Annotated in this window: 19 protein-coding genes; 7 read left to right on the top strand and 12 right to left on the bottom strand. The window is 73.1% G+C overall.

The genetic code is table 11. The features are described 5' to 3' along the window. Positions 1–184 precede the first annotated feature (184 nt). The gene (locus AB0F70_RS14315) at positions 185–1,468 is read left to right on the top strand and encodes a SpoIID/LytB domain-containing protein (protein ID WP_357449031.1); all 1,284 of its coding nucleotides are present in this window, start codon (positions 185–187) and stop codon (positions 1,466–1,468) included. Positions 1,469–1,555: 87 nt separating this feature from the next. Here AB0F70_RS14315 and AB0F70_RS14310 read toward each other — a convergent pair whose 3' ends face one another. Continuing rightward, a complete protein-coding gene (locus AB0F70_RS14310) occupies positions 1,556–1,756 on the bottom strand; it encodes a hypothetical protein (RefSeq protein ID WP_357449029.1) in 201 nt (66 codons plus the stop codon). Beyond that, positions 1,753–3,231 carry a phosphomannomutase/phosphoglucomutase gene (locus AB0F70_RS14305; protein ID WP_357449027.1) on the bottom strand — a complete coding sequence of 493 codons (1,479 nt, stop codon included), beginning with the start codon at positions 3,229–3,231 and terminating at the stop codon, positions 1,753–1,755. Before AB0F70_RS14305 ends, AB0F70_RS14310 begins: the two co-directional genes overlap by 4 nt. A 155-nt stretch (positions 3,232–3,386) precedes the next feature. Between AB0F70_RS14305 and manA the strand changes: the two genes are divergently transcribed. Continuing rightward, positions 3,387–4,625: a mannose-6-phosphate isomerase, class I gene (manA, locus tag AB0F70_RS14300; protein WP_357449025.1), complete on the top strand. Its 1,239-nt coding sequence runs from the start codon at positions 3,387–3,389 to the stop codon at positions 4,623–4,625. 87 nt (positions 4,626–4,712) lie between these two features. Here manA and AB0F70_RS14295 read toward each other — a convergent pair whose 3' ends face one another. From AB0F70_RS14295 to AB0F70_RS14280, 4 genes are all read right to left on the bottom strand, one after another. Next, positions 4,713–5,075: a DUF3499 domain-containing protein gene (locus AB0F70_RS14295; protein WP_357449023.1), complete on the bottom strand. Its 363-nt coding sequence runs from the start codon at positions 5,073–5,075 to the stop codon at positions 4,713–4,715. A 154-nt stretch (positions 5,076–5,229) separates the two neighbouring features. Beyond that, positions 5,230–6,168 (bottom strand): lysylphosphatidylglycerol synthase domain-containing protein, encoded by a 939-nt coding sequence (locus AB0F70_RS14290; protein WP_357449021.1) that lies wholly within the window; start codon positions 6,166–6,168, stop codon positions 5,230–5,232. Further along, entirely contained in the window at positions 6,165–7,262 is a 1,098-nt protein-coding gene (locus AB0F70_RS14285) for a glycosyltransferase (protein ID WP_357449019.1), read from the bottom strand. Before AB0F70_RS14285 ends, AB0F70_RS14290 begins: the two co-directional genes overlap by 4 nt. Beyond that, positions 7,259–8,338: a glycosyltransferase family 2 protein gene (locus AB0F70_RS14280; RefSeq protein WP_357449017.1), complete on the bottom strand. Its 1,080-nt coding sequence runs from the start codon at positions 8,336–8,338 to the stop codon at positions 7,259–7,261. Before AB0F70_RS14280 ends, AB0F70_RS14285 begins: the two co-directional genes overlap by 4 nt. A gap of 178 nt (positions 8,339–8,516) precedes the next feature. Between AB0F70_RS14280 and AB0F70_RS14275 the strand changes: the two genes are divergently transcribed. Next, complete coding sequence (locus AB0F70_RS14275; protein ID WP_357449015.1) at positions 8,517–10,148, top strand: glycosyltransferase family 39 protein; 1,632 nt, start codon at positions 8,517–8,519, stop codon at positions 10,146–10,148. Between the two features lie 1,345 nt (positions 10,149–11,493). Here the strand turns inward: AB0F70_RS14275 and AB0F70_RS14270 are convergent. Beyond that, positions 11,494–13,161, bottom strand: a complete 1,668-nt coding sequence (locus tag AB0F70_RS14270; protein WP_357449013.1) for a DUF2142 domain-containing protein — start codon at positions 13,159–13,161, stop codon at positions 11,494–11,496. A gap of 256 nt (positions 13,162–13,417) precedes the next feature. Here AB0F70_RS14270 and AB0F70_RS14265 point away from each other — a divergent pair, with 256 nt between their 5' ends. Beyond that, a complete protein-coding gene (locus AB0F70_RS14265; RefSeq protein ID WP_357449011.1) occupies positions 13,418–14,053 on the top strand; it encodes a metallopeptidase family protein in 636 nt (211 codons plus the stop codon). Positions 14,054–14,109: 56 nt separating this feature from the next. Here the strand turns inward: AB0F70_RS14265 and AB0F70_RS14260 are convergent, their stop codons facing one another. From AB0F70_RS14260 to AB0F70_RS14250, 3 genes are all read right to left on the bottom strand, one after another. Next, positions 14,110–15,711, bottom strand: coding sequence for a DUF5719 family protein (locus AB0F70_RS14260; protein ID WP_357449009.1), 1,602 nt, complete (start codon positions 15,709–15,711; stop codon positions 14,110–14,112). Next, complete coding sequence (locus AB0F70_RS14255; protein ID WP_357449007.1) at positions 15,708–19,115, bottom strand: glycosyltransferase; 3,408 nt, start codon at positions 19,113–19,115, stop codon at positions 15,708–15,710. Before AB0F70_RS14255 ends, AB0F70_RS14260 begins: the two co-directional genes overlap by 4 nt. A gap of 123 nt (positions 19,116–19,238) precedes the next feature. Continuing rightward, complete coding sequence (locus tag AB0F70_RS14250) at positions 19,239–19,580, bottom strand: WhiB family transcriptional regulator (protein ID WP_357449210.1); 342 nt, start codon at positions 19,578–19,580, stop codon at positions 19,239–19,241. Positions 19,581–19,962: 382 nt separating this feature from the next. On the opposite strand from AB0F70_RS14250, the gene AB0F70_RS14245 reads away from it, so the two are divergent. The 3 genes from AB0F70_RS14245 to AB0F70_RS14235 all read left to right on the top strand — a co-directional run bounded on the left by AB0F70_RS14245 (position 19,963) and on the right by AB0F70_RS14235 (position 23,808). After that, entirely contained in the window at positions 19,963–20,709 is a 747-nt protein-coding gene (locus AB0F70_RS14245) for a TIGR03089 family protein (protein WP_357449005.1), read from the top strand. A 271-nt stretch (positions 20,710–20,980) separates the two neighbouring features. Further along, complete coding sequence (locus AB0F70_RS14240) at positions 20,981–22,228, top strand: LCP family protein (protein ID WP_357449003.1); 1,248 nt, start codon at positions 20,981–20,983, stop codon at positions 22,226–22,228. A gap of 383 nt (positions 22,229–22,611) precedes the next feature. Further along, positions 22,612–23,808: an LCP family protein gene (locus AB0F70_RS14235; RefSeq protein WP_357449001.1), complete on the top strand. Its 1,197-nt coding sequence runs from the start codon at positions 22,612–22,614 to the stop codon at positions 23,806–23,808. 88 nt (positions 23,809–23,896) lie between these two features. On the opposite strand, the gene purE is transcribed toward AB0F70_RS14235, so the two are convergent. Beyond that, positions 23,897–24,430: a 5-(carboxyamino)imidazole ribonucleotide mutase gene (purE, locus tag AB0F70_RS14230; RefSeq protein WP_357448999.1), complete on the bottom strand. Its 534-nt coding sequence runs from the start codon at positions 24,428–24,430 to the stop codon at positions 23,897–23,899. Beyond that, complete coding sequence (locus AB0F70_RS14225) at positions 24,427–25,716, bottom strand: 5-(carboxyamino)imidazole ribonucleotide synthase (protein ID WP_357448997.1); 1,290 nt, start codon at positions 25,714–25,716, stop codon at positions 24,427–24,429. The genes purE and AB0F70_RS14225 overlap by 4 nt, the downstream gene beginning before the upstream one ends. Position 25,717 lies beyond the last annotated feature (1 nt).

Here is a 25,717-nt window from a genome sequence, read left to right as displayed (position 1 = left end):
AAGAACGGCTACCCCTCGAATCGCGGGAGCGCTTCAGCAGCTCCCTCCGTGAGGGTAGGTCGCCGGAACTGGACTCGCCCGCAAAGTTGATCCGGCAGACAGATAAATCACCCGCCAAGTTGGTCACACGCCCCGGGTGCCGACACCGCACCGGTGATGCATGGTGGCACCGGGGGTGTTCGACATGACGGCTCGATCTGCAGGCCTGCGGGCTCGTCTCGCCGCCGCGGCGGTGACCCTGGCGCTGCTGTGCACGGCTCCCGGGATCACGGCTGCCGCCGCCCTCCCGGACGAGTTCCTGCTCCATGGTTCCGGGTACGGCCACGGCGTGGGGATGCCCCAGTACGGGGCCTACGAGATGGCGCGCCGGGGGCACGGCGCGAGCCGGATCCTGCGGCACTTCTACAGCGGCACGGCGGTGGAGGCACGGGCCACCCCCACTCTCATCAACGTCCAGGTCTTCGGCCCCGACCCCTACGGGTACTCGGGTCACGACGACCCGGCGAAGACCGACATCACGGTCCGCAAGGGGCAGTGGCTGCTGCTCGCGGGCAGCAGGCTCCTGGCGTCCGGGTGGGGCGGGACGATGCACGTCTCCGCGCAGGACGGCGACGCAGTCGTCTGGGCGGAGGGCAAGCGGTACCAGCGCGAGAACCTGATCCTGCGCTGGTCCGGCACCCGCTACCACCGGCCGTACGTCGCGCCGGCTGTCGTCGACGTCGTCGGCGCCCAGGGGATCTACCGGCACGGCCAGATGGTGCTGTCGGAGTCGCAGGGGGGCGTGAACGTCGTCAACCAGCTGCGGCTGAACTCCGAGTACCTGTGGGGGCTGGCGGAGATGCCGAGCTCCTGGGGCACCAGTGGCGGCAAGGAGGCCCTGCGCGCGCAGGCAGTCGTGGCGCGGTCGTACGCGCTGCTCAAGAGGGACAGGTGGAAGTCGGCGTGCGGCTGCCACGTCGTCGACGACGTGCGGGACCAGAACTTCGTGGGCTGGCAGGACGCCGCCGCCGCCTACCGCAGCGCCTGGATCGGCGCCGTCAGCTCGACGCAGCTCTCCCCCACCCGGGCGGTGGTGCTGACGTCCAGCGGCCGACCGGTCCAGGCGCACTACTACTCGTCCAGCGGCGGCCGCACCGCCAACTCCGAGGACGTGTGGTCTTCGGCGCTGTCCCACGAACGGTCGGTGGCCGATCCGTACTCCGCGGCGGCTCCGGGCAACCGGTACGCGAGCTGGGTACGGGTCCTGACGCAGGCCCATGCGCGCGCCCTGTTCGACCTGCCGGACGTCACGGCGGTGTGGGTGGTCTCGCGGTACGAGAGCGGCCAGGTACGGACGCTGCGGGCGCGGTCGTCGAACGGGCAGACCGGCACGCTCACGAAGTCGGCCGACCAGCTCCGCGCCGCGGTGAGCCCGCACTCCGAGGGTGGCTTGCCGTCGTCGTGGATCAAGCGCGTCAGCACGCGCTGACACCTCGTCGCGGGACCCGCACGGCCTGAGCCGTCCCGGCCGACGGCGGCGACGCCGTCGGCCTGCGGCGCGACGCCGTCGTCGGCCTCAGAGCGGGCGGGCGTCCGACTCCAGCAGCACCGGGACACCGTTGCGCACGGGGTAGGCGAGCGGCCGCTCGGGGTCGGTCGAGTGCAGTTCCGGCTCGCCGTCGGGCCCGACGGCGTCGACCAGCGTCGCGCCGGTCACGGGGCAGCGCAGGATCTCGCGTACCCAGGGCTCCAGCCCGTCGATCTTGTTCGTGCTCACAGTGCCTCTTCTCCCTCGGCCGAGCCGGCGGTCTCACGCACGAGCGACAGGACGTCGTCGCGCACCTTCTCCATGATGTCCTCGTCGGCGGCCTCGACGTTGAGCCGCAGCAGCGGCTCGGTGTTGGAGGCGCGCAGGTTGAACCACCACTGCGGGTGGGCCTCCCAGTGGGAGACGGTGACGCCGTCGAGCGTGTCGACGACGACCCCCGGGTAGGCGGCCCGGTAGGCGTCGAGCACCCGGTCGGTCGCGGCGGCGGCGTCGGACACCGTCGAGTTGATCTCCCCCGAGCCGTAGTACGGCTCGAACATCTCGGCGAGCTCGGACATCGTGTGGTCCTGGGTGCTCAGCGCGGCCAGGACGTGCAGGGCCGCCAGCATGCCGGTGTCCGCGAACCAGAAGTCCCGGAAGTAGTAGTGCGCGCTGTGCTCCCCACCGAACACCGCGCCGTGCTCGGCCATCTGCGCCTTGATGAACGAGTGGCCCACCCGGGTGCGCACCGTCGTCGCGCCGGCCGCCGACAGCAGGTCCGGGACCGCGCGGGAGGTGATGAGGTTGTGGATCACCGTGGGCGTGCGGCCCTCGGCCAGCTCCTTGGTGACCTCGGCCAGCCCCACCAGGGCGGTGATCGCCGACGGCGAGACGGCGCCGCCGCGTTCGTCGACCACGAAGCACCGGTCGGCGTCGCCGTCGAACGCGAGGCCCAGGTCCGCCTCGTTCGCCACGACCGCCGCCTGCAGGTCGATCAGGTTGGCCGGATCCAGCGGGTTGGCCTCGTGGTTCGGGAACGAGCCGTCGAGCTCGAAGTAGAGCGGCACCAGGTCCAGCGGCAACCCGGCGAGACCCGCGGCGTCACCGAGGACCGCGGGCACCGTGAGGCCCGCCATGCCGTTGCCCGCGTCGACGACCACCTTGAGCGGCCGGGCGTCTGCCAGGTCCACGAGCGACCGCAGGAACCCGGCGTAGTCCGCGAGCAGGTCCCGCTGGGTCACCGAGCCCGCGCCGCTGGTCGAACCCGCGCTGGTCGAGCCTGTAGTGACCCCGTCGAGGATCCCCTGCGCCAGCTCCCGGATCTCCGCCAGTCCCGTCTCCTGCCCCACGGGCCGGGCGCCGGACCGGCACAGCTTGATCCCGTTGTACCGCGCCGGGTTGTGGCTGGCGGTGAACATCGCGCCCGGAAGGGACAGCTGCCCCGACGCGTAGTAGAGGCCGTCGGTCGAGCACAGGCCGATCAGTGTCACGTCCACCCCCTCCGACGTCAGGCCCCGCGCGAACGCGTCGACGAGCTCGGGACCCGAGTCCCGCATGTCCCGGCCGATCACGACGCCGGGACGCGCGGAGCCCGTGGCGTCGGGGATCACCACGACCCGCGCGAACGCGACCCCCAGGGCCTCCGCCACCTGCGGCGAGAACTGGTCGGGAACAACACCGCGTACGTCGTACGCCTTGACGATGGAACTCAGGTCGATGGCCACGCCGACAGCCTACGGAGCCGAGCGGCCAGATGCGATCAAGCACACCCCTGGTCGCACCCTGAGAAAACCCCGGACCTACCGGTGCCCACCCGTACATCCCGCTCCCGGCACACAACCTCCAGAAACGGGCCGTTTCGTAGGGCTATCCTTGCGCGGTGCTCGCAGTCGCCCAATTTCACGCCCCGCTTCCGCTGACCAACACGATCCAGCGGTACGACTGGGGGTCCGTCGAAGCGATCCCGACCCTGCTCGGCGCCCAGCCCGACGGCGGTCCACAGGCCGAGCTGTGGCTCGGCGCACACCCCAGCGCGCCGTCCGTCAGCGTGATCGAGGACGAGGACGTCGCGCTCGACCGCCTGGTCCGCGAGGCGCCGGTGCAGACGCTCGGCCACCGCGTGGCGGAGCAGTTCGGCCCCCGCCTCCCCTATCTGCTGAAGATCCTGGCCGCGGGCAAGGCGCTCTCGCTGCAGGTGCACCCCTCGCCGCGGCAGGCCCGGGAGGGCTTCGCGCGCGAGAACAAGGCGGGTCTGCCGCTGTCGTCGTCGAAGCGGTCCTTCAAGGACGACCAGCACAAGCCCGAGATGATCGTCGCGCTGTCGCAGTTCGAGGGGCTCGCGGGTTTCCGCACGCCCCGCATCATCCTGGACGTGCTGGACGGTCTGGCGGGCAGCCTGGTCGACGGCGTCCGCACCGCGCTCCTGCGCGACCGCAGCCACGACGGCATGCGCGAGGCGTTCAACCACCTCCTGTCCGCGCGTGCGGACGAAGCCTGCACCGCCGACATCCAGGTCACGCTCGACTCCGTCCGGGCCCGGCTCGCGGCCGGCTCCCCGTTCGAGCGCGCCGACCGCACGGTCGTCGACCTCGCCGAGCAGCACCCGGGCGACCCTGGTGCGATCGCGTCCCTCATGCTCAACCGGTTCTCGCTCGAGCCGGGTGAGGCGGCGTTCACGCCCGCCGGCGTCGTGCACGCCTACCTGTCGGGGCTCGGCATCGAGATCATGGCCAGCTCGGACAACGTGCTGCGCGCCGGGCTCACCACGAAGCTCGTCGACGAGGAGAACCTCGTTGCCTGCACCGTGTTCTCCCCGCAGCAGCCGTCCATCCCTGAGATGACGACGTCCGGCAGCCGCGGACAGGTGCACACCTACCGGGTGCCGGTCACGGAGTTCGCGCTCACGACCGCCGACGTCGACCCCGCCGAGCCGGTCACGCTGCCCGGCACCGGCCCGCGGATCCTGCTGTGCCTGGCCGGCGAGCTGAAGCTCGACGCCGACCGCTCGGAGGACGGGCCGCAGCGCCTGGCGCAGGGCGAGTCGGTCTTCGTGCCGCACGACGCGGGGAACCTGACGCTCTCGGGCGCGGGCCACGCGGTCTGCGCCTGGGTCCCGTAGCTTCCCCAGTTCGTTGAGTGCTGGGTATTTGCCCATTCGAACCGTTTCGAGGGGACAAATACCCAGCACTCAGCGGGCGTCAGGGCGTCAGGCTGAGTTGTCGTCATCCGCGCGCAGGACTCGGAGGTGGCCGCGGCGGGCCGTCTCCGTGACCGTCGGCGGCTCCGCCGGGCGGCGCACCTTGCCGGCCTCACGCACGGCGTCGGCGAGGGCGGACAGGTCGTCCGGACTGGGCCCGGCGTCCTCGAACTCCGGCATCAGGCGGAGCACCTCCCACCCGCGCGGTGCCGTCAGCCGCTCGGCGTGCTCAGCACACAGGTCGTAGCTGTGGGGCTCGGCCAGGTGCGCAAGCGGACCAAGTACCGCCGTCGAGTCCGCATACACGTATGTGAGCGTCGCTACGGCCGCGTTTGTACAGGCCGAGCGCGAACACTGTCTCACCGATCTCACGCGCCGAGACTACGCCCTGACCGGGCACAACGTGCCGAACACGCCGGACGATCACGGGCGTAACGCCCGAGCTCGAGTTGGGGTGGGCGGCCACCGGCGGAATGACAATGCAGTTGCTGCCAGGATCACGCCCGGCGTGGCAGCAGGTGCATGGTCATTCTCGCTGTCTGCTTCCGCGGCGGGCCAGCAGGAGCCCCACGCCCGCGAAGGCTAGGTCGACAAGAGTCAGGACCACCCTGCTGACGAGCACCGCGAGGGCCGCGGCAGGGGCGGGCAGCGCCCCCGCGAGGACCGCGGCCAGCACCAGCTCGCGCACGCCCGCGCCGGCCGGCGCGACCACGAACAGGAATCCGGCGGTCCATGCGAGCGCCCAGCCACCGGCCGCCAGGGCGAAGGTCCGGACGGTGAGGGGCAGGCCGAGCCCCGCGCAGAGCACCCAGAGCTGCAGTCCCGCGACGAGCCACCCGGCCACCGACCAGGCCGTGGCGCGTGCCAGACCGCCCCACGTCATCGGGTGCTCCAGCGCGGCGCGCCCCGTGAGACGGACGGCCGACCCGATCAGGCGGTTGAGCACCGGCGGCGCGAGCACCAGCACGACGACGGGCGCCGCCCACACCACCCAGGACCACGCGCCCAGCGCTCCGGCGGACACGAACGGCAGCGCCACCGCGCCCACGGCGGCGCCCGATGCCACCGACACGGCGACGGCGACCAGCATCGACGCGGCTGACCTGCTGCGGGGCACGCCGTGGCCCGCCCCGACCTCTGCGGCGGCCACGACGTTCCACACGCCGCCGGGCACGTACTTGCCGAGCTGGCTGACGCCGAACACGGCGACGGCGCTCCGCAACGACAGGGGCGAGCCGAGGTCCGCCAGGACCGCGCGCCAGGCGAGCAGCGTGCACCACACGTACAGGGCGCCGAGGACGACGACCAGGACCACCTCGGCCCCGGACAGGTCCGTCGCGGCGCGAGCCAGGGCCTCCCGGTTGCCCAGCACGTACCAGATGGCCAGCCCGATCGCGGCGGCCAGGAAACCCCATCGCACCCACCGCGACCGCAGGGCGGCCAGCGCGCCACGGACGAGCGTCACAGCACCCCCCTGCGCCGCAGCTCGGCGACCAGCGGTTCGGTGACGACCTGCGGGCGGATCAGGTCCCGGCCGCGCGCAGCACGTTCCCGGGCAGCGGCCAGCGCCGCGGGGTCGCAGAGGTCGACGAGCGCGGCCGCGAGCGCCCGGGGGTCGGCCGCCGGGACCAGCTCGACGTTCTCCCCCACTGCCCTGCGCTGGGGCGGGGTGTCCGAGGTGACCACCACGCAGCCTGCCGCGAGGCCCTGGTACACCTTGTTCGGCACTACTCGCACGCCCTTCGGGGTGTCGCTGAAGATGCCCAGGCAGACCTGGTGCCGGGCGACGAGGCCGGGCAGCTCGTCGGCCTCCACCCAGTCGTGCCAGGTCACGCCCGGCGTGCCCGCGAGGATCTGGCACGCCAGGGGCAGGTCCTGGCCCGCGCCGACCATCGTCACGCGCAGCGCGGCACCCGCTGCGACGGCGTCGCGCACCGCCTCGGCGATGACTGGTGCGCCCTGCAGCGGCGTGTACAGCCCGAAGAACACGACGGACAGCTCTTCGTCGGCCGGGGCGGCCGGCGGGGAGGCCGCCGTCCGCCAGGCGTCCGGCGCGCCGACCAGCACGACGACGCCCTTGTCCGGGTCCGGGAGCATCTGCCGGTGCTCCTCGGTGTCCGTGACGACGACGTCGGCGCACGCGACGGCCAGCCGGTCCAGCCCGGTCAGCAGCCGCACCCGCAGGCCCGCGGCGCCGCGGTCGGTGGCGGTATCCCCGGCGAAGACCAGGTGGTCGAGCACTATCACCGAGCGCGGGTGGAGCAGCCGTGCGAGGACGACGTCGAAGTGCCCGAGGTAGCCGACGAGCACGGCACCGGGCAGGCCCTCCGCCCGCCGCTGCCGTACGGTGTCGCGCACCAGGCCCGCCCAGCACAGCAGCAGCCGGATCGCGAGGGCGGGCAGCCGCCACGGCTGCTGGAGCATGCGCACCCGCTCGGCGGTGGAGAACCCGAGCGGCCGGTTGAGCTCGGTGACCTTGCTGCCGTGGGCGCGCAGCCCTGCGATCAGGACGGCGATGCGGGGGTGGCGCGCGGCGTCGTACGTGCCGAAAGCGATCACTGGACGGCTGCCGAGAGGTCGGCGGGCCCCGTCGGCTGGGCGCGGTCCAGCGGTCCGGTCCGGTCGACCGGGCCCGGCTCGTTGCCGCCGGACGGCCTCCGGCTCTCCGCGGCCGCCGATCCGACCGGAGCCGCCGTCGTGCCGTACTGCACGTCCTTGAGGCGTTCCAGCGTCTCCTCGAGCAGTACGCGGTTGGTGCGCTGGAGGTCCGCCAGCACGAGCAGGGCGAAGCTGAGCAGCACCCCCACCATCGAGGTCGCCCCGAGCACTATCGACTGGAGGTGCTGCCCGGGGGTGCCGGTCGCGAGGAGCACCGCGTAGCGGCCGAACGGCACCGCCGCACCGACCGCGAAGACGAGCCCGAGCGTGAGGAACACCGCGTGCGGCTTGTACATCACGTAGGACCGACTGATCGCCTGCCCCGACTTGACGATGTGCTGCCACATGCTCGTGAAGAGCCGCGACTCGCGGGTCTTCGCATTGGTGGTGATCGGCAGGCTCTGGATCCGGAGGCGCTTGTTCCCGGCCTGGATGATCGTCTCCATGCAGTAGCTGAACTGCGTGACGACGTTGAGCCGCATCAGCGCCCCGCGTGAATACGCGCGAAAGCCGCTGGCGGCGTCGGGCAGATCCGTTCCGGCGGCGAAGTTGACGACATTGCTGCCTATCTTCTGCAGCGCCTTCTTCAGCGGCGAAAAGTGCTCTATCGTCCCGGTCTGCCGGTCTGCGATCACGATGTCGGCATCGCCGAGCACCACGGGCATCACCAGGTCGCCTATCCGCTCCTGCGGGTACTGGTTGTCGCCGTCGGTGTTCACCACGATGTCCGCGCCGTGCCGGAGCGCGTAGTCGACGCCGTCTCGGAACGACCTGGCCAGCCCCATGTTGCGGGTGTGGTGGACGAAGTGCCGCACACCGAGGCGGCGGGCCACCTCGACGGTGCCGTCCGTCGACCCGTCGTCGACGACCAGGATCTCGATCTCGTCGATCCCGGGAATGCTGCGGGGAATCGTGGCAAGCACCTGAGGAAGGGTTTCTTCCTCGTTCAAGCAGGGAATCTGCACGAACAGCTTCATGGCCCTGTGCTTTCGGTAGCGGGCTTTCGGTAAGCAGTAGCGTTAAGCAGTTGCGGCAAGGAGCGAGGTCGTCACCGTAAGCACGAGACATGGCCACCACATGAACATTGAGTGCCATGTAATTACTGTTATCGGGCCGTGACCGAAGTGCCCGGACCGGCGCGGTTACCCTGCTCGCGTGACCCGACCTCGCGCGGTTCCGGTCGTCGTGTGGCTGGTCGTGCTCCTGCACCTGGCGGTGATGCTCGGCCAGACCGCCGTCTTCCCCAATGTCCGTTCGCCCGACGAGCGCCAGCACGTGGACCTGATCCTCCAGGTGCGGCAGGGCGACGCCTGGCCATGGCCCGGCCCAGGCACCGCCTACGTCACGCAGGGCGTGACGGCGGGCGGCTTCGTCGATGCCGACAGCCTCGACGGGCCGCTGCACCTGGCAGACCGCCAGGACGTGCCGCCACGCGGCGAACGGCCCTCGTACGTGGACGCCGGCGGCACGGCCCCGCTGACCGCCGAGGCACCCGACGGCGTCGTCGCACCGGTGTTCAACCAGCTCGTCCAGCACCCGCCGCTGTACTACCTGCTCGGGGCGGGCGTCGTAGGCCTGGTACCCGGCTGGCAGGACCTGCCGCTGGACCAGGTGTGGCTGCTCCTGCGCTGGTGGAACGCGCTGCTCGCGCTGCCGCTGCCGCTGCTGCTGTTCGCCGCCGCGCGGCGCCTGCGGCTGCCCGAACCGCTACCGGTGGCCGCCGCCCTGGTCCCGCTCGCGGTACCCGAGCTGACGCACCTGGAGTCGGCGGTCAACAACGACAACCTCCTGATGATCCTCGGGGCGTGCGCCACGCTGCTGGTGATCCGGGTCCTCACCGGTGACCTGAGCCGCCGCACCGCCGTCCTGCTCGGGCTCGTCACGATGCTCGCCCTGCTGACCAAGGGCTTCGCGCTGATGCTCCCCCTGTGGATCCTGCTCGCCTACCTTGTCGCCGGGTACCGGTACCGCGCACGCCTCCGGACCGCCGCGACGTCACTGCTGGTAGTCGCCGTCACGACCCTTCCGGGCGTCGCCTGGTGGGTGCGCAACGTACTGGTGCACGGCATGCTCCAGCCGCACGGCACGCACGTCACCCCGCCCGACCTCACCCCGGTCTACGGCTGGGCCGACGGCGGCCTCACGTGGCTCGGGCGGTTCACCGAACGCATGATCACGCTGTTCTTCGTGCAGGACCACGCGGCCACCCGCGACCAGGACGCCTCGTGGTGGATGGCACGCGTCGCGCTGGTGGTGATCCTCGCCGGTCTCGTCACGGCCCTGGTGCGCAGGCCGGTACCCCGGCTCGACACGCTGGTGCTGCTGTTCCCGATACCCGCCCTCGCGGGGATCGTCGCCCGCGGCTCGTGGGAACAGTTCGCGGCGTTCCACGAGCTCGGCGCCGCCCAGCAGGGGCGGTACCTGTACACCGGCCTCGTGGGGCTGATGGTCGTCGCGCTCGCCGGGGCGGCGGTGCTGCGTCCCGCGTGGCGCCGGACGGTGCCGGCGGCGCTGCTGGTGCTCGCCGGCGGCATGCACCTGGCGTACCAGTACGACGTCTGGCACCTGTACTGGATGCCGCACGACGCCGGGCCGGGCGCGTTCGCCGCTGCCCTCGCGGCCGTCGGCCACTGGTACGCGTTCCCGAGCGCCGTGCTGGTCGTCGTGCTCGTCGCGGGCGTCGCGCTCGGCGTCGCCGTCGCGGTCTCGCTCACCCGGACCGCCGTCGGCGAGCCGCGCCCCGAGCGCGCCGCGGGTGCCGCCCCCGAACCCCTGCAGGCCGCATGATCCGCACACTCAGCCGGGCCGCGGGCCGGGTCGCCGACCAGGTCCGGCCGCCGGTCCGGCCGCCGGCCGAGGGCCGCGCCGAACGCCTGGCGCTCGGCTGCGCGGTGCTCACCGGGATGCTCCTCGCCCTGATGGTGGCGCTCGCCGACCCGCCCTACGCGACCGGCGACGAGGCCCCGCATGTCGACTATGCCTACCAGGTCTGGCACGGCGAGCTGCCCGTCTTCGAGGAGGGCCTGGAGCTGCCGCCCGAGGCCCCGGTGCTCGCCTGGAGCGCCCCCGTGCAGTGGACCGCCCAGCACCCGCCGCTGTACTACCTGCTGGTCGCCCCGCTGGCAGGCCCCCTGGCTGACGCCGGGCACACGGTCGCCGCCGTCTATGCCGCGCGCGGCGTGAACGTGCTGCTCAGCGGGGTCTTTGTGCTCACGGCCTGGTGGAGCGCCCGGCGTGTGACCCGGCCGGGCAGCGTGCTGCCCCCGCTCGTCGCCTTCCTCGCGGGCGCCATGCCCGCCGCCGCGCACGTTGGCGGCAACGCGTACAACGACCTGCTGGCCGCCGTCCTGGTCACCGTCCTGTTCGGGCTGGCAGGCACCGCGGTCCGGCGCGGGCTCGACGCGCGGCTGGTCGCCCTGATCTCTCTGGTCGCCGCCGCGTGCGCGCTCACCCGGCTGTCCGCCGCCCTGATCGCCGCAGTGGTGGCGGGCGTCGCCCTGGCCGCGGCGGCGAGCCGGGCCGCGCAGGGCCGGGGCGGGTGGGGGCACGTGGTCGCCCTCGCGCTGGCTGCTCCGGGGGCCGTGCTGGCCACCAGCGGCTGGTTCTACCTGCGCAACCTCGCGCTGACCGGCAACATCACCGGTTCGCACTTCGACTGGGCACTGGCGAACCAGAACCGGACAGAACGCCCGGTGTGGGCGGTGCTGGCCGACCCGGTGACCTGGGCCCGCCTGCCCGACCTGTTCTGGTGGGCCGGGCGCCTGCCGCCGAGCACGCCGCTCACGGTCACCACGCTCGTGGTCACCGCGGCGCTGCTCGTCTGGACGCCCCTGGTGATCGCGCTGGTCACGGCGGTCCGACGCCGCACGCCGCTGGTCGAGGCGTCGCTGGCCGGCGCCCTGCCGGTCGTCGCGGTGGTCGTCGCGGTGTCCGTGCAGGTCGGGTACGCCTCCAGCAGCGGCGGCGTCTACCCGCGCTACCTGCTGGTGGTCGCGCTGCCCCTGTGCCTCGCGATCGCGGCGGGCCTGGCGGTACGTCCCCGGCTGCTCCTTCCCGCCTGGACCGCGCTGACCGTGCTCGACCTGGCGGTCTGGCTGACGGTCGAGCTGGTCACACCCCCGGGACTGGGCTACTACCCCGAGCTGCCACTGCCCGCGGCAGTGGTCGGCGTGGTGGCCGCGGTGGCCGTCGTGGGTTCGGCGGTGCTCGCGCTGCGCGCGGTCCGGGAGATCGACGCGACCCGCGAGAACCTGACGGCGGCCACCACCGCGGCGACCCCCACGACCAGCGCCATGGATCCGACCAGCACGAGCTGAAGGCCGGTCAGCGGGCTCCACCCGGCCCAGCGGGCGGCGGCGTCGGCCACCGACTGGCCGGGCCCCTGGTAGAAGCCCCAGAACCCGTAGGCCAGGCCGCTCGCCGCGACTGCGCCCGCCAGGCCGGTCACCCAGGGCACCGCGCCGCGCAGGCGCGGACCCAGCAGGGCGAGCAGGCCCAGTGCCGTCCCGCAGCCGAGTGCCAGGAGCCCGGCGAACAGGTACCGGCCCTGCACGGCGGAGATCCAGCCGTGGGCCGCGTAGTCGGGCCAGGCATTGACCAGGACCCCGCACCAGAGCGCCACCGGCTGCAGCAGGAGCACCGCGATGGCCCGCCGCGCGGGACCGCGCACCACTGCGCACGCGCACAGGGTCGCGACCACGATCGCCGCGGTCCAGAAGACGGCGTCGGGCACCCGGATCTCCAGCCAGCCGAAGTTGCCGAAGAACGACCGGGTAAGGCTCGTCACGACCACCCGCAGGAAGTACCAGAGGCCCTGCGGCTCGTCCTCGGGGACGAACCGGTCCGGGATGCCGACCGGCTGCACCGTTCCCAGCACCAGCAGGTTGCGCAGCCACCACCAGCCGCCGACGACGTAGGCAGCACCGCCCGCGATGAGCGTGCCGACCACGCGCCGGCCACGCGGGCCGGAGGTCAGCAGGTAGGCCGCCATGACCACGGGCAGCGCGAACACCGCCATGACCTTGGTGAGCAGCCCGACGCCGACCACCCCGCCGAGCCCGACCGCCGTGCGTCGGCGCAGGTCGCCGGTCAGCACCCGAGCGCACAGGTAGGCGGTGCCCGCGCCGCAGAGCGTGACGAGCGCGTCATTGGTGACGCTGCCAAGGATGTGCCCGGCCTGCGGCACGAACAGCGTGAACGACGCCGCCACCAGGGCCGCCGGGCGGGAACGCGAGAGCCGCCGCACGGTCGCGGCGGTCAGCAGCGGCAGGGGGAGCAGCAGCGCGACGTCGAACAGCCGCAGCACCAGCAGCTGCACGTCCCACCGGGCCTCGGCCGTGCCCGTCGCGTGCAGCACGCCGGCCGCCAGCGCGTAGTACAGGGGCGGGTGCTGCGTCATCTGGTCCACGGCCTCGGGGTCCAGGCCCCGGGTGTCGGTGCCTGCGGGCACCGGGTCGGCCAGAGCGTTCGCGCCGGTGACCGTGCTGCGCTCGGCGTCCCGGATCGGCGGCACGGTGACGTACGGGTGCAGGTCGAGCCGGTCGAGGTGCCGGCCGGGCACGTCCGTCGCCAGGGCGGCCTGGTCGCGCGCCTCGTCGACCGCCGGCCCGACGAGCGCCTCACCGGCGGCCGGCCAGCCGCCTCCGTACGCGAGGCGCAGCACGCTGTTGACGTGCTGTGGTTCGTCGGGAGCACGGAACGCCGGGGTGAGCACCGCCCAGAGGACACCCGTCAACGCGACGAGAGCAGTGATCAGGGCCAGCGCCCGGCGGTACGCCGCCTCGGCGGGATCGTCGCGCACGGAAACAGGATAGGGGTGCTCAGCCGTTGTCTCCCGTGCTGGTGAGCACCGTGCTGGTGAACACTTGAAGCCGGTGGCTTCGCACCAGGTCGGCAGTCCGCATCGAGATCGGTCCAGCACTGGACCGATCTCGATGCCAGGTGCCGACCGCGTGCAGGCGTCACAGCAACGTGCCGGCCTCACGCGCCTCGTCACCGGGGAATGACGGACCGTGGCGGTGGCGAACCGGGACCCCGATCGGACGTATCGTCGGTAGGTGCCTCCGTTCTCTCCACGCGGCCGGAACCGGCGGTCGGACCGCGGTCCCGGCCCGGCCGGCAGCTCGTCCGGCAGCTCCAGCAGCGCCGCCGGCTCGACCGGCAGCCAGGCCGGCAGCCAGGCCGGTATCCCCAAGGCCTCCCAGGCGGACCTGCTCCGGCTCGCGGCGATCCGCTCCGGCGCCGTGGGGCAGCCGGGCGACACCTCCGGCGAGGCGGTACGTCCCCGGCGCCGGGACCGACGCGGCCGCGGTCTGCGGGGCCCGATGTTCCCGCCCGGGACTCCCGCGCACCGCACGCGGGCGCAGCGGTTCGACGACTTCGTGCTCGACGTCGTCGAGGACCTCGACCGGACCTGGGCCGCACAGCTGCGCGGCACGGAGTTCGCCGTCGAGGACGTACCGCCGTCGGACCCCGCGCCGTGGGAGGACGGCGGTGTGCTGCTCGGCCGGTTCTTCCCGGCGGAGGCCGGCCAGCCCGGGCGCGTGGTGGTCTACCGCCGGCCCGTCGAGGTGCGCGCCCTCGACCGGGAGGACCTCGCCGACCTGGTGCGCGACGTCGTGGTGGAGCAGGTGGCGCACATGCTGGCCCGCACCCCGGAGGAGATCGACCCGAACTTCGGCGACCGGTCCTGACGCTCGCCGCCTGATCGGCGGCCGCCTGATCGGCGGCCGGCTGGCTGGCCGGCCGCTCAGCCGGCCGCGTCGACCCGGCGCACGTGCACGTCCCCGCCCGCGGCGAGCGGCGCCGTCGGCGAGAGCACCGAGAACAGGGTCGTGTCGCCGGCCTCGGCGATGCCCACCGACCAGACGACGCCCGGCTGCCCCGAGGGCTGCTCCGCGACCACCGCGACGGTGGGGCCGAGCTCCTTCAGCTCCGCCCACTCCAGCTCGACGGTCTCGCCGGTCGGCACCTCCACCGTGCGGGTCCAGGCCTCCTCGCCGTCCGGCCCGACGCCGCGCAGCGCCACCGCTGTGCTGTCGTCCACGTCGTCTATCCGGTCCGGGTCGCGCTCGTCAGGCACGCCGCTCAGCGTCACCCCGTAGGCGGCGTCGACCGGGACGGCGACGGCCCCGTCGGCCACGGCCCCCGCCGATGGCACCGCCTGCCCGGCCAGCCAGGCCCGGTCGTACGGGTCGCCGTCGACCACCGCTTCCTCGGCGACGGAGCCCTTCCTGTCCAGGGCGGCGCCCGCGACGACCGGCACGTCGGCGTCCACGACCACCGTGTAGGAGCCGGCGGGCAGCCCGCCCAAAGGCAGGGTGGTGACCCTGCCCGGTTCGAGAGGCAGCTCCTCGCCGCCACGCAGCCGGACCGGACCGTCGGGCCCGAGCACCGCGAGGTTCGCCGTGCCGGCCGCGGTCCCGGGAGTCAGCAGGTCGAGACGTGGCGCGTGCGGGTCGTCCACCGGCTCGCCGGTGCTGACCACGCCCGACACCGCGGTCGTGCGGGACGGCGCGGCGCCTCCCACGACGAGGTCGGCGCCCGCGGGCACCAGGCCCTCGATGCGGTGGTGCTGCACGTAGGCGCCCACGCGACCGCCCTCGGCGGTGACGTGCAGCGCGAGCCTGCTCTGGTCGGGTGCGACGGCCTCGAGCATGGTGACCACCTGCTCGCCCGGCGGCACGACGACGAGCGACCGGCTCCCCAGCACCACTGGACCGGAAGCGCCCCAGGCCTCGAGCGATACGGTGGCCGGCGTCCGGCCGGGGTTCTGCAGCACCAGGCGGCCGCTCGAACCCACCGAGGTGCTGCCACCGACCAGCCAGTGCTCGACGGACGGCACCGCGCACGGCCCCGCGACCATGCCGCGCAGGTCGCCGTCGGTGATCACCGACGCGACGGTCCCCGCCGCGTAGGTGGCGCCGCTCGGCGTCACGCGCACCGCGCGCGCCCCGGTGACCGCGCCCTCGCGCACCGCGGCGACGCCGCCCGTCACGAGCGGGCCGGCGAGGTCCGGCGCAGCGGACCCGTCCAGGGCGGTGACCGAGGACTCCGTGCCCTCCGCGCCGTCCAGCACCGCGGCGGTGAGCGACGTGGTGGTCTCTCCCCGGACCGCGCTGAACTCGTCGTCGCCGACGTCCGGCTGCTGCAGCTCAGCAGGCATCGGGCAGACCAGCCCGGTCTCGGCGGCGGCCACGGGGACGGCGCGCACGGCCTCCGCCGGTGGCGCGACCCGCTCGCCGCCGCCCGTGGTGGCGAGGGCGGCGACCGCCATCGCGCAGAGCAGGCCACCCACCGCGGCGGTCGCCCGCCGAGCGACCGGCGGGACCACCAGCTTCTTGCGCTTCATCGAACCCTCCTGCGTCCCACCGGCAGCGCCAGCAGGGCGAAGACAACCAGCGTGAACGTCGTGAGCACCAGCCATGCCGTGCGGTGGGACGCCTCGTAGCGCACCACGAGGTGCCCGGCGTCGGGCCCGAGCGCGAACGCCTGCAGGCCCGCCGACTCGTCGACGGCCACCGGCTCCAGCCGGCGCCCGTCGAGGGTGGCGTGCCAGCCCGGTCCGGCCGCCTCCGCGAGCACGACGGTGCGGTCCGCGCCGCCCGCGGTCACGTCGGCGCGGACGGCGGTACCCCCGGACGCCAGCACCTGCTCCGTGGCGCCCGCCTCCTCGATACGGGCCCAGCCCGGCGCGGGTTCGCCCACCGGGGCGACCCGCCACACGGAGATCGCCTGCCCCTCGGTGACCCGGCTCATGCCCGGCACCATGTCGAGCGTCGCCACGAGCTCGCCGACGGCGCGCGCTGGATCCGTCCCGGGCGTCGCGCCCAGGCCGCCGTCCGACCGGACCTGGACCGCACCGATCCCGAGGTCGGCCAGCTGTTCCGGCACCCCTTCGGTGGCTCCGGAGACCAGGGCCGCGACCGCGGTGTCCAGCGTGCTCACCGGTTCGTCGCCCGCCCCGGCACGATCGTCCGCCGTCGCCCTGGCCGTCGCCGAGACGTCGGCGAGCTGCGAGCCGTCGGCCCGCAGGAGGGCGTACTGCACCGTGTCGTCCGTGGCACCGGTGCTACCCGTGTCGCCGGCGAAGCCCACCTCCAGCACGCGTGCCTGCCGAGGCGGTGCCTGCATCTGCTGCCCGACGGCGGGCACCACCGGGTCGGTCGTCACGTGCAGCATGCCGTTCCGCCCGGAGCCCGCGATGCTGCCCGAGCCGGTCAGCCAAGCAGCCGCCTGTGCAGCGGGAAGCAGGAGCGCGACCACCACCAGCCCGACCACCGCGACCTTGCGCGCCGAACCGAGGAAACCCTTGAGCGACGCCCCGCTGTCGGCGAGCGCACGGACACCCGCGAGGGCGGCGGCGCTCAGGCCGAGCAGGACCAGCGACAGCCCGGGGCCGGACCACCTGCCGTCGCCCTGGGCCAGGACCGCGACGGCGAGACCCGCCGCGGCGACCAGCCAGCCCACCAGCGACGTCGCGGCGACGTGCTGTACCGACTCCGCGACCCGCTTGCGGCCGATACCCACGAGTGCCGCGCCCAGACCCACAGCCGCCAGCACGAGCACCAGAGCGCCGAGCGCCCAGGGGCCCGCCGCCACCACGGCGCGGACGACTGACCGCACGAGGCCGTCGCCGGGCACGTCGAACCAGGGGGCGGGGACAGCGGGCAGGCCCAGCAGCAGCTCGAGACCCGAGGCGGTACCCGGCGCGGGGACGCCGGACCCGGCCAGCGGCTCGGCAGTCAGGAGCCTGCTGTTGCCGTGGCGCAGCGCCGTCCACCAGAGCGGAGCGCCGACCACGAACGCCGGTACGACCGCGAGCGCGAGGTAGATGCGGCGGCGCGGGGCGACGAGCAGCGCCCCGAGCAGCACCAGTACCGCCGCCGGGAGCAGCGCGGGCGCTCCGGCCACCACGCACGCGAGCAGCAGACCGCTCGCGCCCGCAGCGCCCAGCGAGCCGGAGCTCGTCCGGGACGCGCGCGCGGTGGCACCTGCCGAACCCTCGGCGGCGCCGTCGGGCGGCCCGAGCCTGTCGACCGCCTGCCCACCCACGGCACGGACCAGCGCGACGGCAGTCCAGGGCAGCAGCGCATGCGCCAGCACACCGCCGAGCAGGCCACCGTCCAGCGCTCCGAGGAATGCCGGGGCGACGGTCCAGGCGAACGCCGCGAGCGCACGCAGCAACACTGAGCGGGTCACCGTGCCGGCCGCTGCCCACGCCCCGACGGCGGCGACGGGCAGCGCGAGCAGGAGCACGGCGTCCACCGCATGCTGCAGCGATCCCCCGACCAGCGCGGAGAGGCCGGTCAGCACGAACAGCAGCGGGTCCGCCGGGGCGGCGGTGCCGAGTCCGTCACGCACCCAGCCGGACGTCGCCGCCGACCAGGCGGTCGCGGTCGTGCCGCCCGCCGGGAGCAGCGCTCCGCCGACCAGGCGTCCGCCGGCCGCGAGGGCGCCGAGGGCGGGCCCGAACAGCGCCGCCGTCAGGCCCACGGCGGAGAGCATCACGGCGCCCAGCGCGGCCCGGCGCCGGACGGCGAGCGCCTGCAGCTCCGCCTGCTCCAGCTCGGACGGGGCGGCGTCCACCCGGTGTGCCTCGCCGCGGGCGAGCCGCTTGTCGCGTCGCTCGGCGGTCACCTCGCGCCACGTGCCCAGCAGCGGCCGCAGCACGCTGCGGGGCACTGTCGAGGTGCGCGCGATCCGGCGTCGGGCGCGCAGCAGCGGCCCCAGCCGGAACACCGCCCACAGCGGTGCGAACAGCTCGTCACGTGCCTGGTCGGGCTGCTTCATCGCGAGCCGGTAGCCCGCGGCGAACGGCGCCCACAGCACCATCGCGAACATCGCGAACGGCAGGATCCACGGCGCCACCGACGTCAGCCGCAGGTAGAGCTGGCTGCGGCGCCGGGCCCCTGACGAGCCGGAAGCATGCAGCGCGACCTGCGCGTGCCGCACCACGGCGTCGGGCACGACGACCACCCGGTGGCCGGCGAGCCGCACCCGCAGGCAGAAGTCGGTCGAGTCGCCGAGCTGGCCGTAGGCCGGGTCGGTGCCGCCGACCTCGCGCCAGACCGACGCCCGCACCAGCGCCCCCGCGAGGCCGACGGCGAGCACGTCCTCGCGCGCGTCGTGCTGCCCCTGGTCGATCTCCGTGTCGTCGATGCCGGTCATGCGCCGGCCAAGCGGTGAGACGGTGTGCCCCACCTCGACGAGCACTCCCCGGTCGGACAGGTCGGGGTCGAGGGGCACGCCGTCCGGGCCCGTCTCCCAGCGCCGCTGCTTGCAGCCCGCGACGGCCACCGCGTTCGAGTGCTCCACCGACCGGGTCAGGGCCGCCAGGGCGCCCGGGGCGGGGGCGGAGTCGTCGTGCAGGAACCAGAGCCAGCCCTGCTCCGGGGTGCCGACCGCGGCGAGCGCCGCCTCCACCGCGTCGCCGAAGGTGCGGGCGCCCGCACCGGCCACGAAGCGGGCGCCGCCGAGCTGCAGGTCCTGGTGGCCGGACGTCGCGGGTGCGGTGTCGACGTCGACGACCACGACGGCGTCAGGGGTGCGGGACTGCGTCCGTAGCGCCGCGAGCGTCGCGGCGAGGTAGGGACTGCTGCCGCGCGTCACGACGACGGCCGTGACTGTGACGGCCACCGGCGCGGCGGTAGCGGTCTGGGCCGGGACCTTGGCCCAGATGGGACCGACCGTGTCCTCGTGGGGACCACGGTCCGGGCTGGGAGCCGACAGGCTGTCGGTGCGTGGAGCGCTCATCTCGCTTCACATGATGCGGCGCGTCTGCGCCGACACGCCGCAGACGCGCCGGTCGAACGGTCAGACTCTGCCGTTCGGTCTGACGGTCAATCGGACATCGAAGACAAGTCTCAGACTCTGCCGTCAGACGGCGCGGCGCTTCAGCTTGCGCCGCTCACGCTCGGAGAGACCGCCCCAGATACCGAACCGCTCGTCGTTCTCCAGCGCGTAGTCCAGGCACTCGGCCCTGACCTCGCAGCCGGAACAGACCTTCTTGGCCTCGCGGGTGGACCCGCCCTTCTCCGGGAAGAAGGCCTCCGGGTCGGTCTGCGCGCACAGGGCGCGCTCCTGCCAGCCGAGCAAGGAGTCGTCCGGTTCGGTGAGCTCGTACAGCTCACCGAAAAGCGGCAGGACCCGTGCGACCGGTGCCGCCGTGTTCTCGGCGTCAGTCGGGAACTCCACGTCCGATTCCAGAATGTTCCACATGACGTGCCCCTCCATGCCGTGTCCGTGCTCCGGGCCTTGCCGGCCGACCATGCCGATACATCTGCCGATCTCACTTGCCGATCTCACGTGCCGATCCATCGTGCCTGGCCAGACGTGCAGCTTCGAGGCCCCGTTGCATATGCGCTACGAAAACTGCATACATGGAATTACACGCGTGTCGCCTGGAGTCGTCAAGCGGAAATGTGCTAACGCCCACGGATTCCACGGGTAATTCACCAGTCCTTCCGCAGGTCGTGGCGTACGTCTCACCCACTGCCCCGTTTTTCATATGTCGGGACACCCGGCGAGTCGCCACGCCGAAGGTCCGAGTTGTACCTGCCGGAGCCCGAGGCAGCGCTGCCCGACGTCTTAGGCTGGCGGTATGCAGATCGCGCCCCGCAGCGGCGGCCCCGTGCCCGACGTCGCCACCCTCCTCGCCCGTCTCGCCGCCGACGGCGGCCAGCCCCGCCTCACCTGGTACGGGGACGACGGCGAGCGGGTAGAGCTCTCCGGAGCGGTCCTCGCCAACTGGGCGAGCAAGACCGTCAACCTGCTCGTCGAGGAGTTCGACGCCGCCCCCGGCACGCGGATCGTCGTCGACCTGCCCGTGCACTGGCGGACCGCGGTGTGGACGCTTGCGGCCTGGCGCGCGGGCGTGACGGTCGTGCTGCCCGGCACCGAGGGGGCGTACCCGGACGTGGTGGTCACCGACAGCCCGGACCGCTGGGCCGGCGACAGCGCGGACCTTGTCGTCGTCTCGCTGCCCGCGCTCGCCCGTCGGTACGACGGCGACCTGCCCTCCGGCGCGATCGACGCTGCCTCCGCTGTGATGACCTACGGCGACGCCATCGGCTGGGTGCCCGAGGTGGACCCGGACCAGGAGGCCCTGGTGACCGCTGCGGGCGCCGTCGGGCACAAGGGGCTGATACCGGAGCCCGGCGAGGGTGCACGTGTCCTGGTGGACGGGCGTGGGCCCCTGGCGGACGTGCTGCGCGGCCTGCTGGGCGTCTGGGCGGGCGGCGGCTCGGTAGTCCTCACCTCGCCGGCGACCGCCGCGGAGCTCGAGCAGGACGAGGCACGCCTGACACGGCTGCTGAGCACGGAGCAGGCGCAGCGGGCGCAGGCGTAAGCACCCCGGCGATTCGGCGCCGGAAACGGCCGACGGACGCGCGGTCCAGGCCCGTTCCGGGCGTCGAAATGCCCGGTCGCAGGCCGTTTCGGACGTTGTCGCACAACGTCTTCGGTCTTCTCCACGAACCCTCTACGGTCCGACCCCGGGGGGCGCGCCGCCGTCCAACAGGCAGCCCCTAGGATCTGAGGCCGTGACGTTCCCTGACTTCAGCGCCGCAGATGCGACGAGTCCAGCCACTGGGCCGGCGCATGCGCGCACGCTGAGCGGGATGAGCAGCGCGGCCCGGACGGTGGCGATGGTGCTCGTCGCAGCGGTATCGCTCGCGACGGTGGGCGGGGTGGCGGCAGTGACCCAGCTGACGGGGAACATCGAGACCGCCCAGATGACGGTCCTCGGACCTGACCGGCCCAAGATAGTGCTGCCGAAGGATCCGAATGCGGGTACCCCGATGAACATAGTGATCATGGGCAGCGACTCACGCGGCGGGGACAACCGCGACCTGGCAGGCGGTGAGGACGCCGGCGCCCGGTCGGACACCACTGTGGTCATGCACATCTCGGGCGACCGGTCGCGGATCGAGATGATCTCGATCCCCCGCGACTCGACAGTGGACGTCCCGAGCTGCACCACGGAGGACGGCACGACGACGCCCGAGCTCTTCGGCACCAAGTTCAACGCCGCGTTCTCCCAGGGTGTGCAGGCCGGCGGGACCGTCGCCGACGGCGCCCTGTGCACGGTCAAGACCGTCGAGAAGCTCACCGGCGTCTTCATGGACGGCTTCATCGTCGTCGACTTCGCCGGGTTCTCGTCCATGGTCGACGCCGTCGGCGGTGTCGAGGTCTGCGTCGAGGAGCCGATCTACTCCGAGGACGCGAACCACCTGTCGCTCGATGCGGGTGCGCACACCCTCAAGGGCGTCAAGGCCCTCGACTACGCCCGGGCCCGCAAGGGCGACGGGCTGGGCGACGGCACCGACCTGGGCCGTATCGGCAGGCAGCAGGAGGTCATGGCCTCGCTCTCCCGGAAGGTGCTGAGCCAGGAGGTCCTGACGAACCCCGCCAAGTCGCTCAATTTCCTCAAGGCGGTGACCCAATCGCTCACCATGAACGAGGAGCTCGCCAGCATCGACGGACTCGCCGGGTTGGCTTACTCCATGCGCAACGTACGGCCTGACACGATCACCTTCATGACTGTCCCCAACGAGTACGACCCGGTGCAGACGGCGAACGTGATCTGGACCGACGAGGCCGTACAGCTGTGGGACAACGTCAAGCACGACAGGCCTCTCGACTTCGACCCGGACGCACCGTCGGCCGACGCGTCGCCGTCCGCCTCGGGCGACGGTGAGAGCGCGGAGTCCGGGACGGGGCACGCGGGGACGAAGGCCGGGACCAAGGACGGCGCAGAAGGTACTTCCGGGCCCACTTCCGACTCGCCCTCTCCCGATTCGCCAGAGATCAAGCAGGCCGGTGAGGAAGCTTTCACCGGCGCCGACACCACCAAGGTCTGCGGCTAGCCATGTCAGATCCCAGAACGTCGAACCGATCGGCCCCGGGTGCCGACGACGACGTGACGCGCGTCCGGATACCACCCAGCTTCACGCCGCAGGGCGTGAGCGGGCGGCCGGGTGCCGACGATGCCATCCCGGTGGGTGACACCGGTGAGAGACCGCGTACTCTTCCGGGCGTGGCGTCGAGCCCTGAGCAGGGCGGGCTCGCTAATGCGGAGACGCCAGGTGTCGGGGTTCCCGGCGTCGGCGGCGCGCACCGTATCGGACGGCCGGAAGGCTCCTCCGACGGGGCCCGCAGCGAACCACGCATACGCAGACAGTCTTCTCGGGAGGTACCGGTGTCCGGCCCACGCAACAATCCCCCGCCCGTCCCACCACGGAGGTCGGGGATGCCGGCGCGCAACGAGTCGGGCGGGGCGCCACGCTCCATCCCGCCGCGTTCGGCGCCGCGCGCCGGTGGCCAGCCACCGCAGGCGATCCCGCCGGGCCGCCCGGTCCGGGCGAGCGCGGGCCCCGTGCGTCCGACGCCGGTGCGCAGCGCGCCGCGTCCCCCGGCCGGCGGCGGTCGTGGTGGTAGTGGCTACCCCGGCGGCACTCTCGCCTCCGGCGGACGTGGCGGGCGCGGTGGCAGCAACATCCGCATCCGCAAGGGCCGCGTGGCCGGCGTCATCGCGGTGGTGGTGCTGCTCGCGATCATCGCCTGGCCGGTCGGGCTCCTGATCTGGGCCAACGGCAAGATCCAGCACGTCGAGGCCCTCTCCGGGGCGTCGAACACCCCGGGGACGACGTACCTGCTCGCCGGCTCCGACGCCCGCGGCAGCGGGGGCATCAACGACTCCACCTCGGGTGCGCGCACCGACACGATCATGCTGCTGCACAAGCCCTCGTCGGGGCCGGTCGCGCTCATCTCGATCCCGCGCGACACCTACGCGGTGATGCCCGACGGCTCGGGTAGCAACAAGATCAACGCCGCGTACTCCTACGGCGGCGCGCCGATGCTGGTCAAGGCGGTCGAGACGCTCAGCGGGCTCACCGTGGACCACTATGTCGAGGTCGGCTTCGGCGGTGTCGAGGGGGTCGTGGACGCCGTCGGTGGCGTGCGGCTCTGCCTGGACTACGACGTGCACGACGTGAAGTCGAAGCTCAAGTGGAAGGCCGGCTGCCACGTCGCGGACGGGAAGACGGCACTCGCGTTCTCGCGGATGCGGTACGCCGACCCGACGGGCGATATCGGCCGTGGGCAGCGCCAGCAGCAGGTCATCGCCCAGATCGGCAAGAAGGTCGCGGACCCGGCCGTCCTGCTCAACCCGGCCACACAGGTCGGGCTCGCCGACGCCGGGCTCTCGGCCCTCGTGACCGACACCGACTCGGGCATCATCGACATCGCCATGATGGGACTCGCGTTCCGGAGCGCGAACGGCGACGACGGCGTGACCGGCACCCCGCCGATCGCGTCGATCGGCTTCCGCACCCCCTCCGGTGCCTCGGCGGTGCTGCTCGACGAGAACCAGACCCCCGAGTTCTGGGCCAAGATCCGCGACGGCGAATACGAGGCAGGCCAAGAGGTCGGCGGCATGCCGAAGTAGTCACTTGGCGAAGTAGTCATACAGCGAGGTAGTCATCCAGTTTGCGCTGGGTGACTACCTCGCTGCATGACTACCTCGGCGGATCGGGTCAGAGCTGGGCGCGGAGCTGGGCGCGGAGCTTGGCGCCCTTGGCGTGCGCGACCTCGCTCAGCTCGACCTGGAACGCCTCCATGCGCTCCCGCAGGGCCGCCGCCGCGTCGCCGGTTCCCGAGGCGAGGATGCGCGCCGCGAGCAGGCCCGCGTTGCGCGCCCCGCCGATCGACACCGTCGCGACGGGCACGCCCGCGGGCATCTGCACTATCGACAGCAGCGAGTCCATGCCGTCCAGGTACTTCAGCGGTACCGGCACCCCGATCACGGGCAGCGGCGTCACCGACGCGAGCATGCCCGGCAGGTGTGCGGCGCCGCCCGCGCCTGCGATGATCACGCGCAGCCCGCGGCCCGCGGCCTGCCGCCCGTAGTCGATCATCTCGGTGGGCATGCGGTGCGCGGAGACGACGTCGACCTCTACCGGCACGTCGAACTCGCGCAGCGCCTCGGCGGCTGCCTCCATGACCGGCCAGTCGGAGTCCGACCCCATCACTATGCCGACCTGTATGCCGATCTGCGGAGTGGTGCTCATGCGTTCGCCTCTTCCTCGGTGTTGTCGCCGCGCAGCAGTGCGGCCGCCGCGATCGCCCGACGCCGGACCTCGTCCAGGTCGTCACCGCTCACGTTCACGTGGCCGAGCTTCCGGCCCGGCCGGATGCCCTTGCCGTACAGGTTCACGCGCGCCTCCGGGAAGGCCGCGAGCAGCTCCGGCAGCGCGTCCGTGAGCTCGTCCAGCGTCGAGCCGAGCACGTTCGCCATGACCGTCCACGCCGCGACCGGCTCGGTCGCGCCCAGCGGCAGGTCCAGGACTGCGCGCAGGTGCTGCTCGAACTGGCTGGTCACGGCGCCGTCGATGGTCCAGTGGCCGCTGTTGTGCGGGCGCATGGCGAGCTCGTTGACCAGGACCGTCGGCGTTCCGTCAGGCCCACCGGTGACCTCGAACATCTCGACCGCCAGCACGCCGGTCACGTCAAGCCCCTCGGCGACCGTCGTCGCGATCTCGCGCGCACGGGCGTCGAGCTCCGCGGACAGGCCGGGCGCCGGGGCGATCACCTCGGAGCACACGCCGTCGCGCTGCACGGACTCGACGACGGGCCACGCCCGCACCTCGCCGGACGGCCGCCGGGCCACCAGCGCGGCCAGCTCGCGCACGAACGGGACCTTCTCCTCGACCAGCAGGGGCGGGCCGCCGTCGGCCACCGCGGCGAACCAGTCGGCGACGTCGTCCGGGGACGAGACCACGCGGACCCCCTTGCCGTCGTAACCGCCGCGAGAGGTCTTGACGACTGCCTGGCCGCGCACCTCCGTCAGGAAGGCGGCAAGGGCTGCCCGCCCCTCTTCGGGCGACGACGCCGGGAGCGGGGCCCACCGCGGGCACGGCACGCCGAGCTCCGTGAGCCGTTGCCGCATCACTATCTTGTCCTGCGCCTGCACCAGCGCATGCGGGCCGGGGCGCACGGGCGTCCCGTGCTCGATGAGGTCGGTGAGCAGGTCATTCGGCACGTGCTCGTGCTCGAACGTCAGCACCGACGCCGCCGCGCCGTCGGCCGGCGCGATGAGCGAACGGATCGCCGCCTCGTCCGAGGCCGCGCCCACCGGTGTGTCCGTCACGACCTGCGCCGCGGACGACCCGGGCTCCTCCACCAGGACCCGCAGGTGGATGCCCAGCTCGCCGGCGGCCGGCGCCATCATCCGGGCCAGCTGCCCGCCCCCGACCACCGCTACGACTGGTGGTCCTGCGGGGGACGGGGCGGCGCCGGACGGCTCACCAGAGGATGAGGGCCGGTCGGCAGGGAGGGAATCGAGTGTTGCGCTCACG

The organism is Promicromonospora sp. NPDC023805, assembly GCF_040639635.1.
Taxonomy (GTDB): domain Bacteria; phylum Actinomycetota; class Actinomycetes; order Actinomycetales; family Cellulomonadaceae; genus Promicromonospora.
The sequence above is the reverse complement of the archived record's forward strand: the minus strand, read 5'-3'. Positions and strand labels throughout refer to the sequence as shown.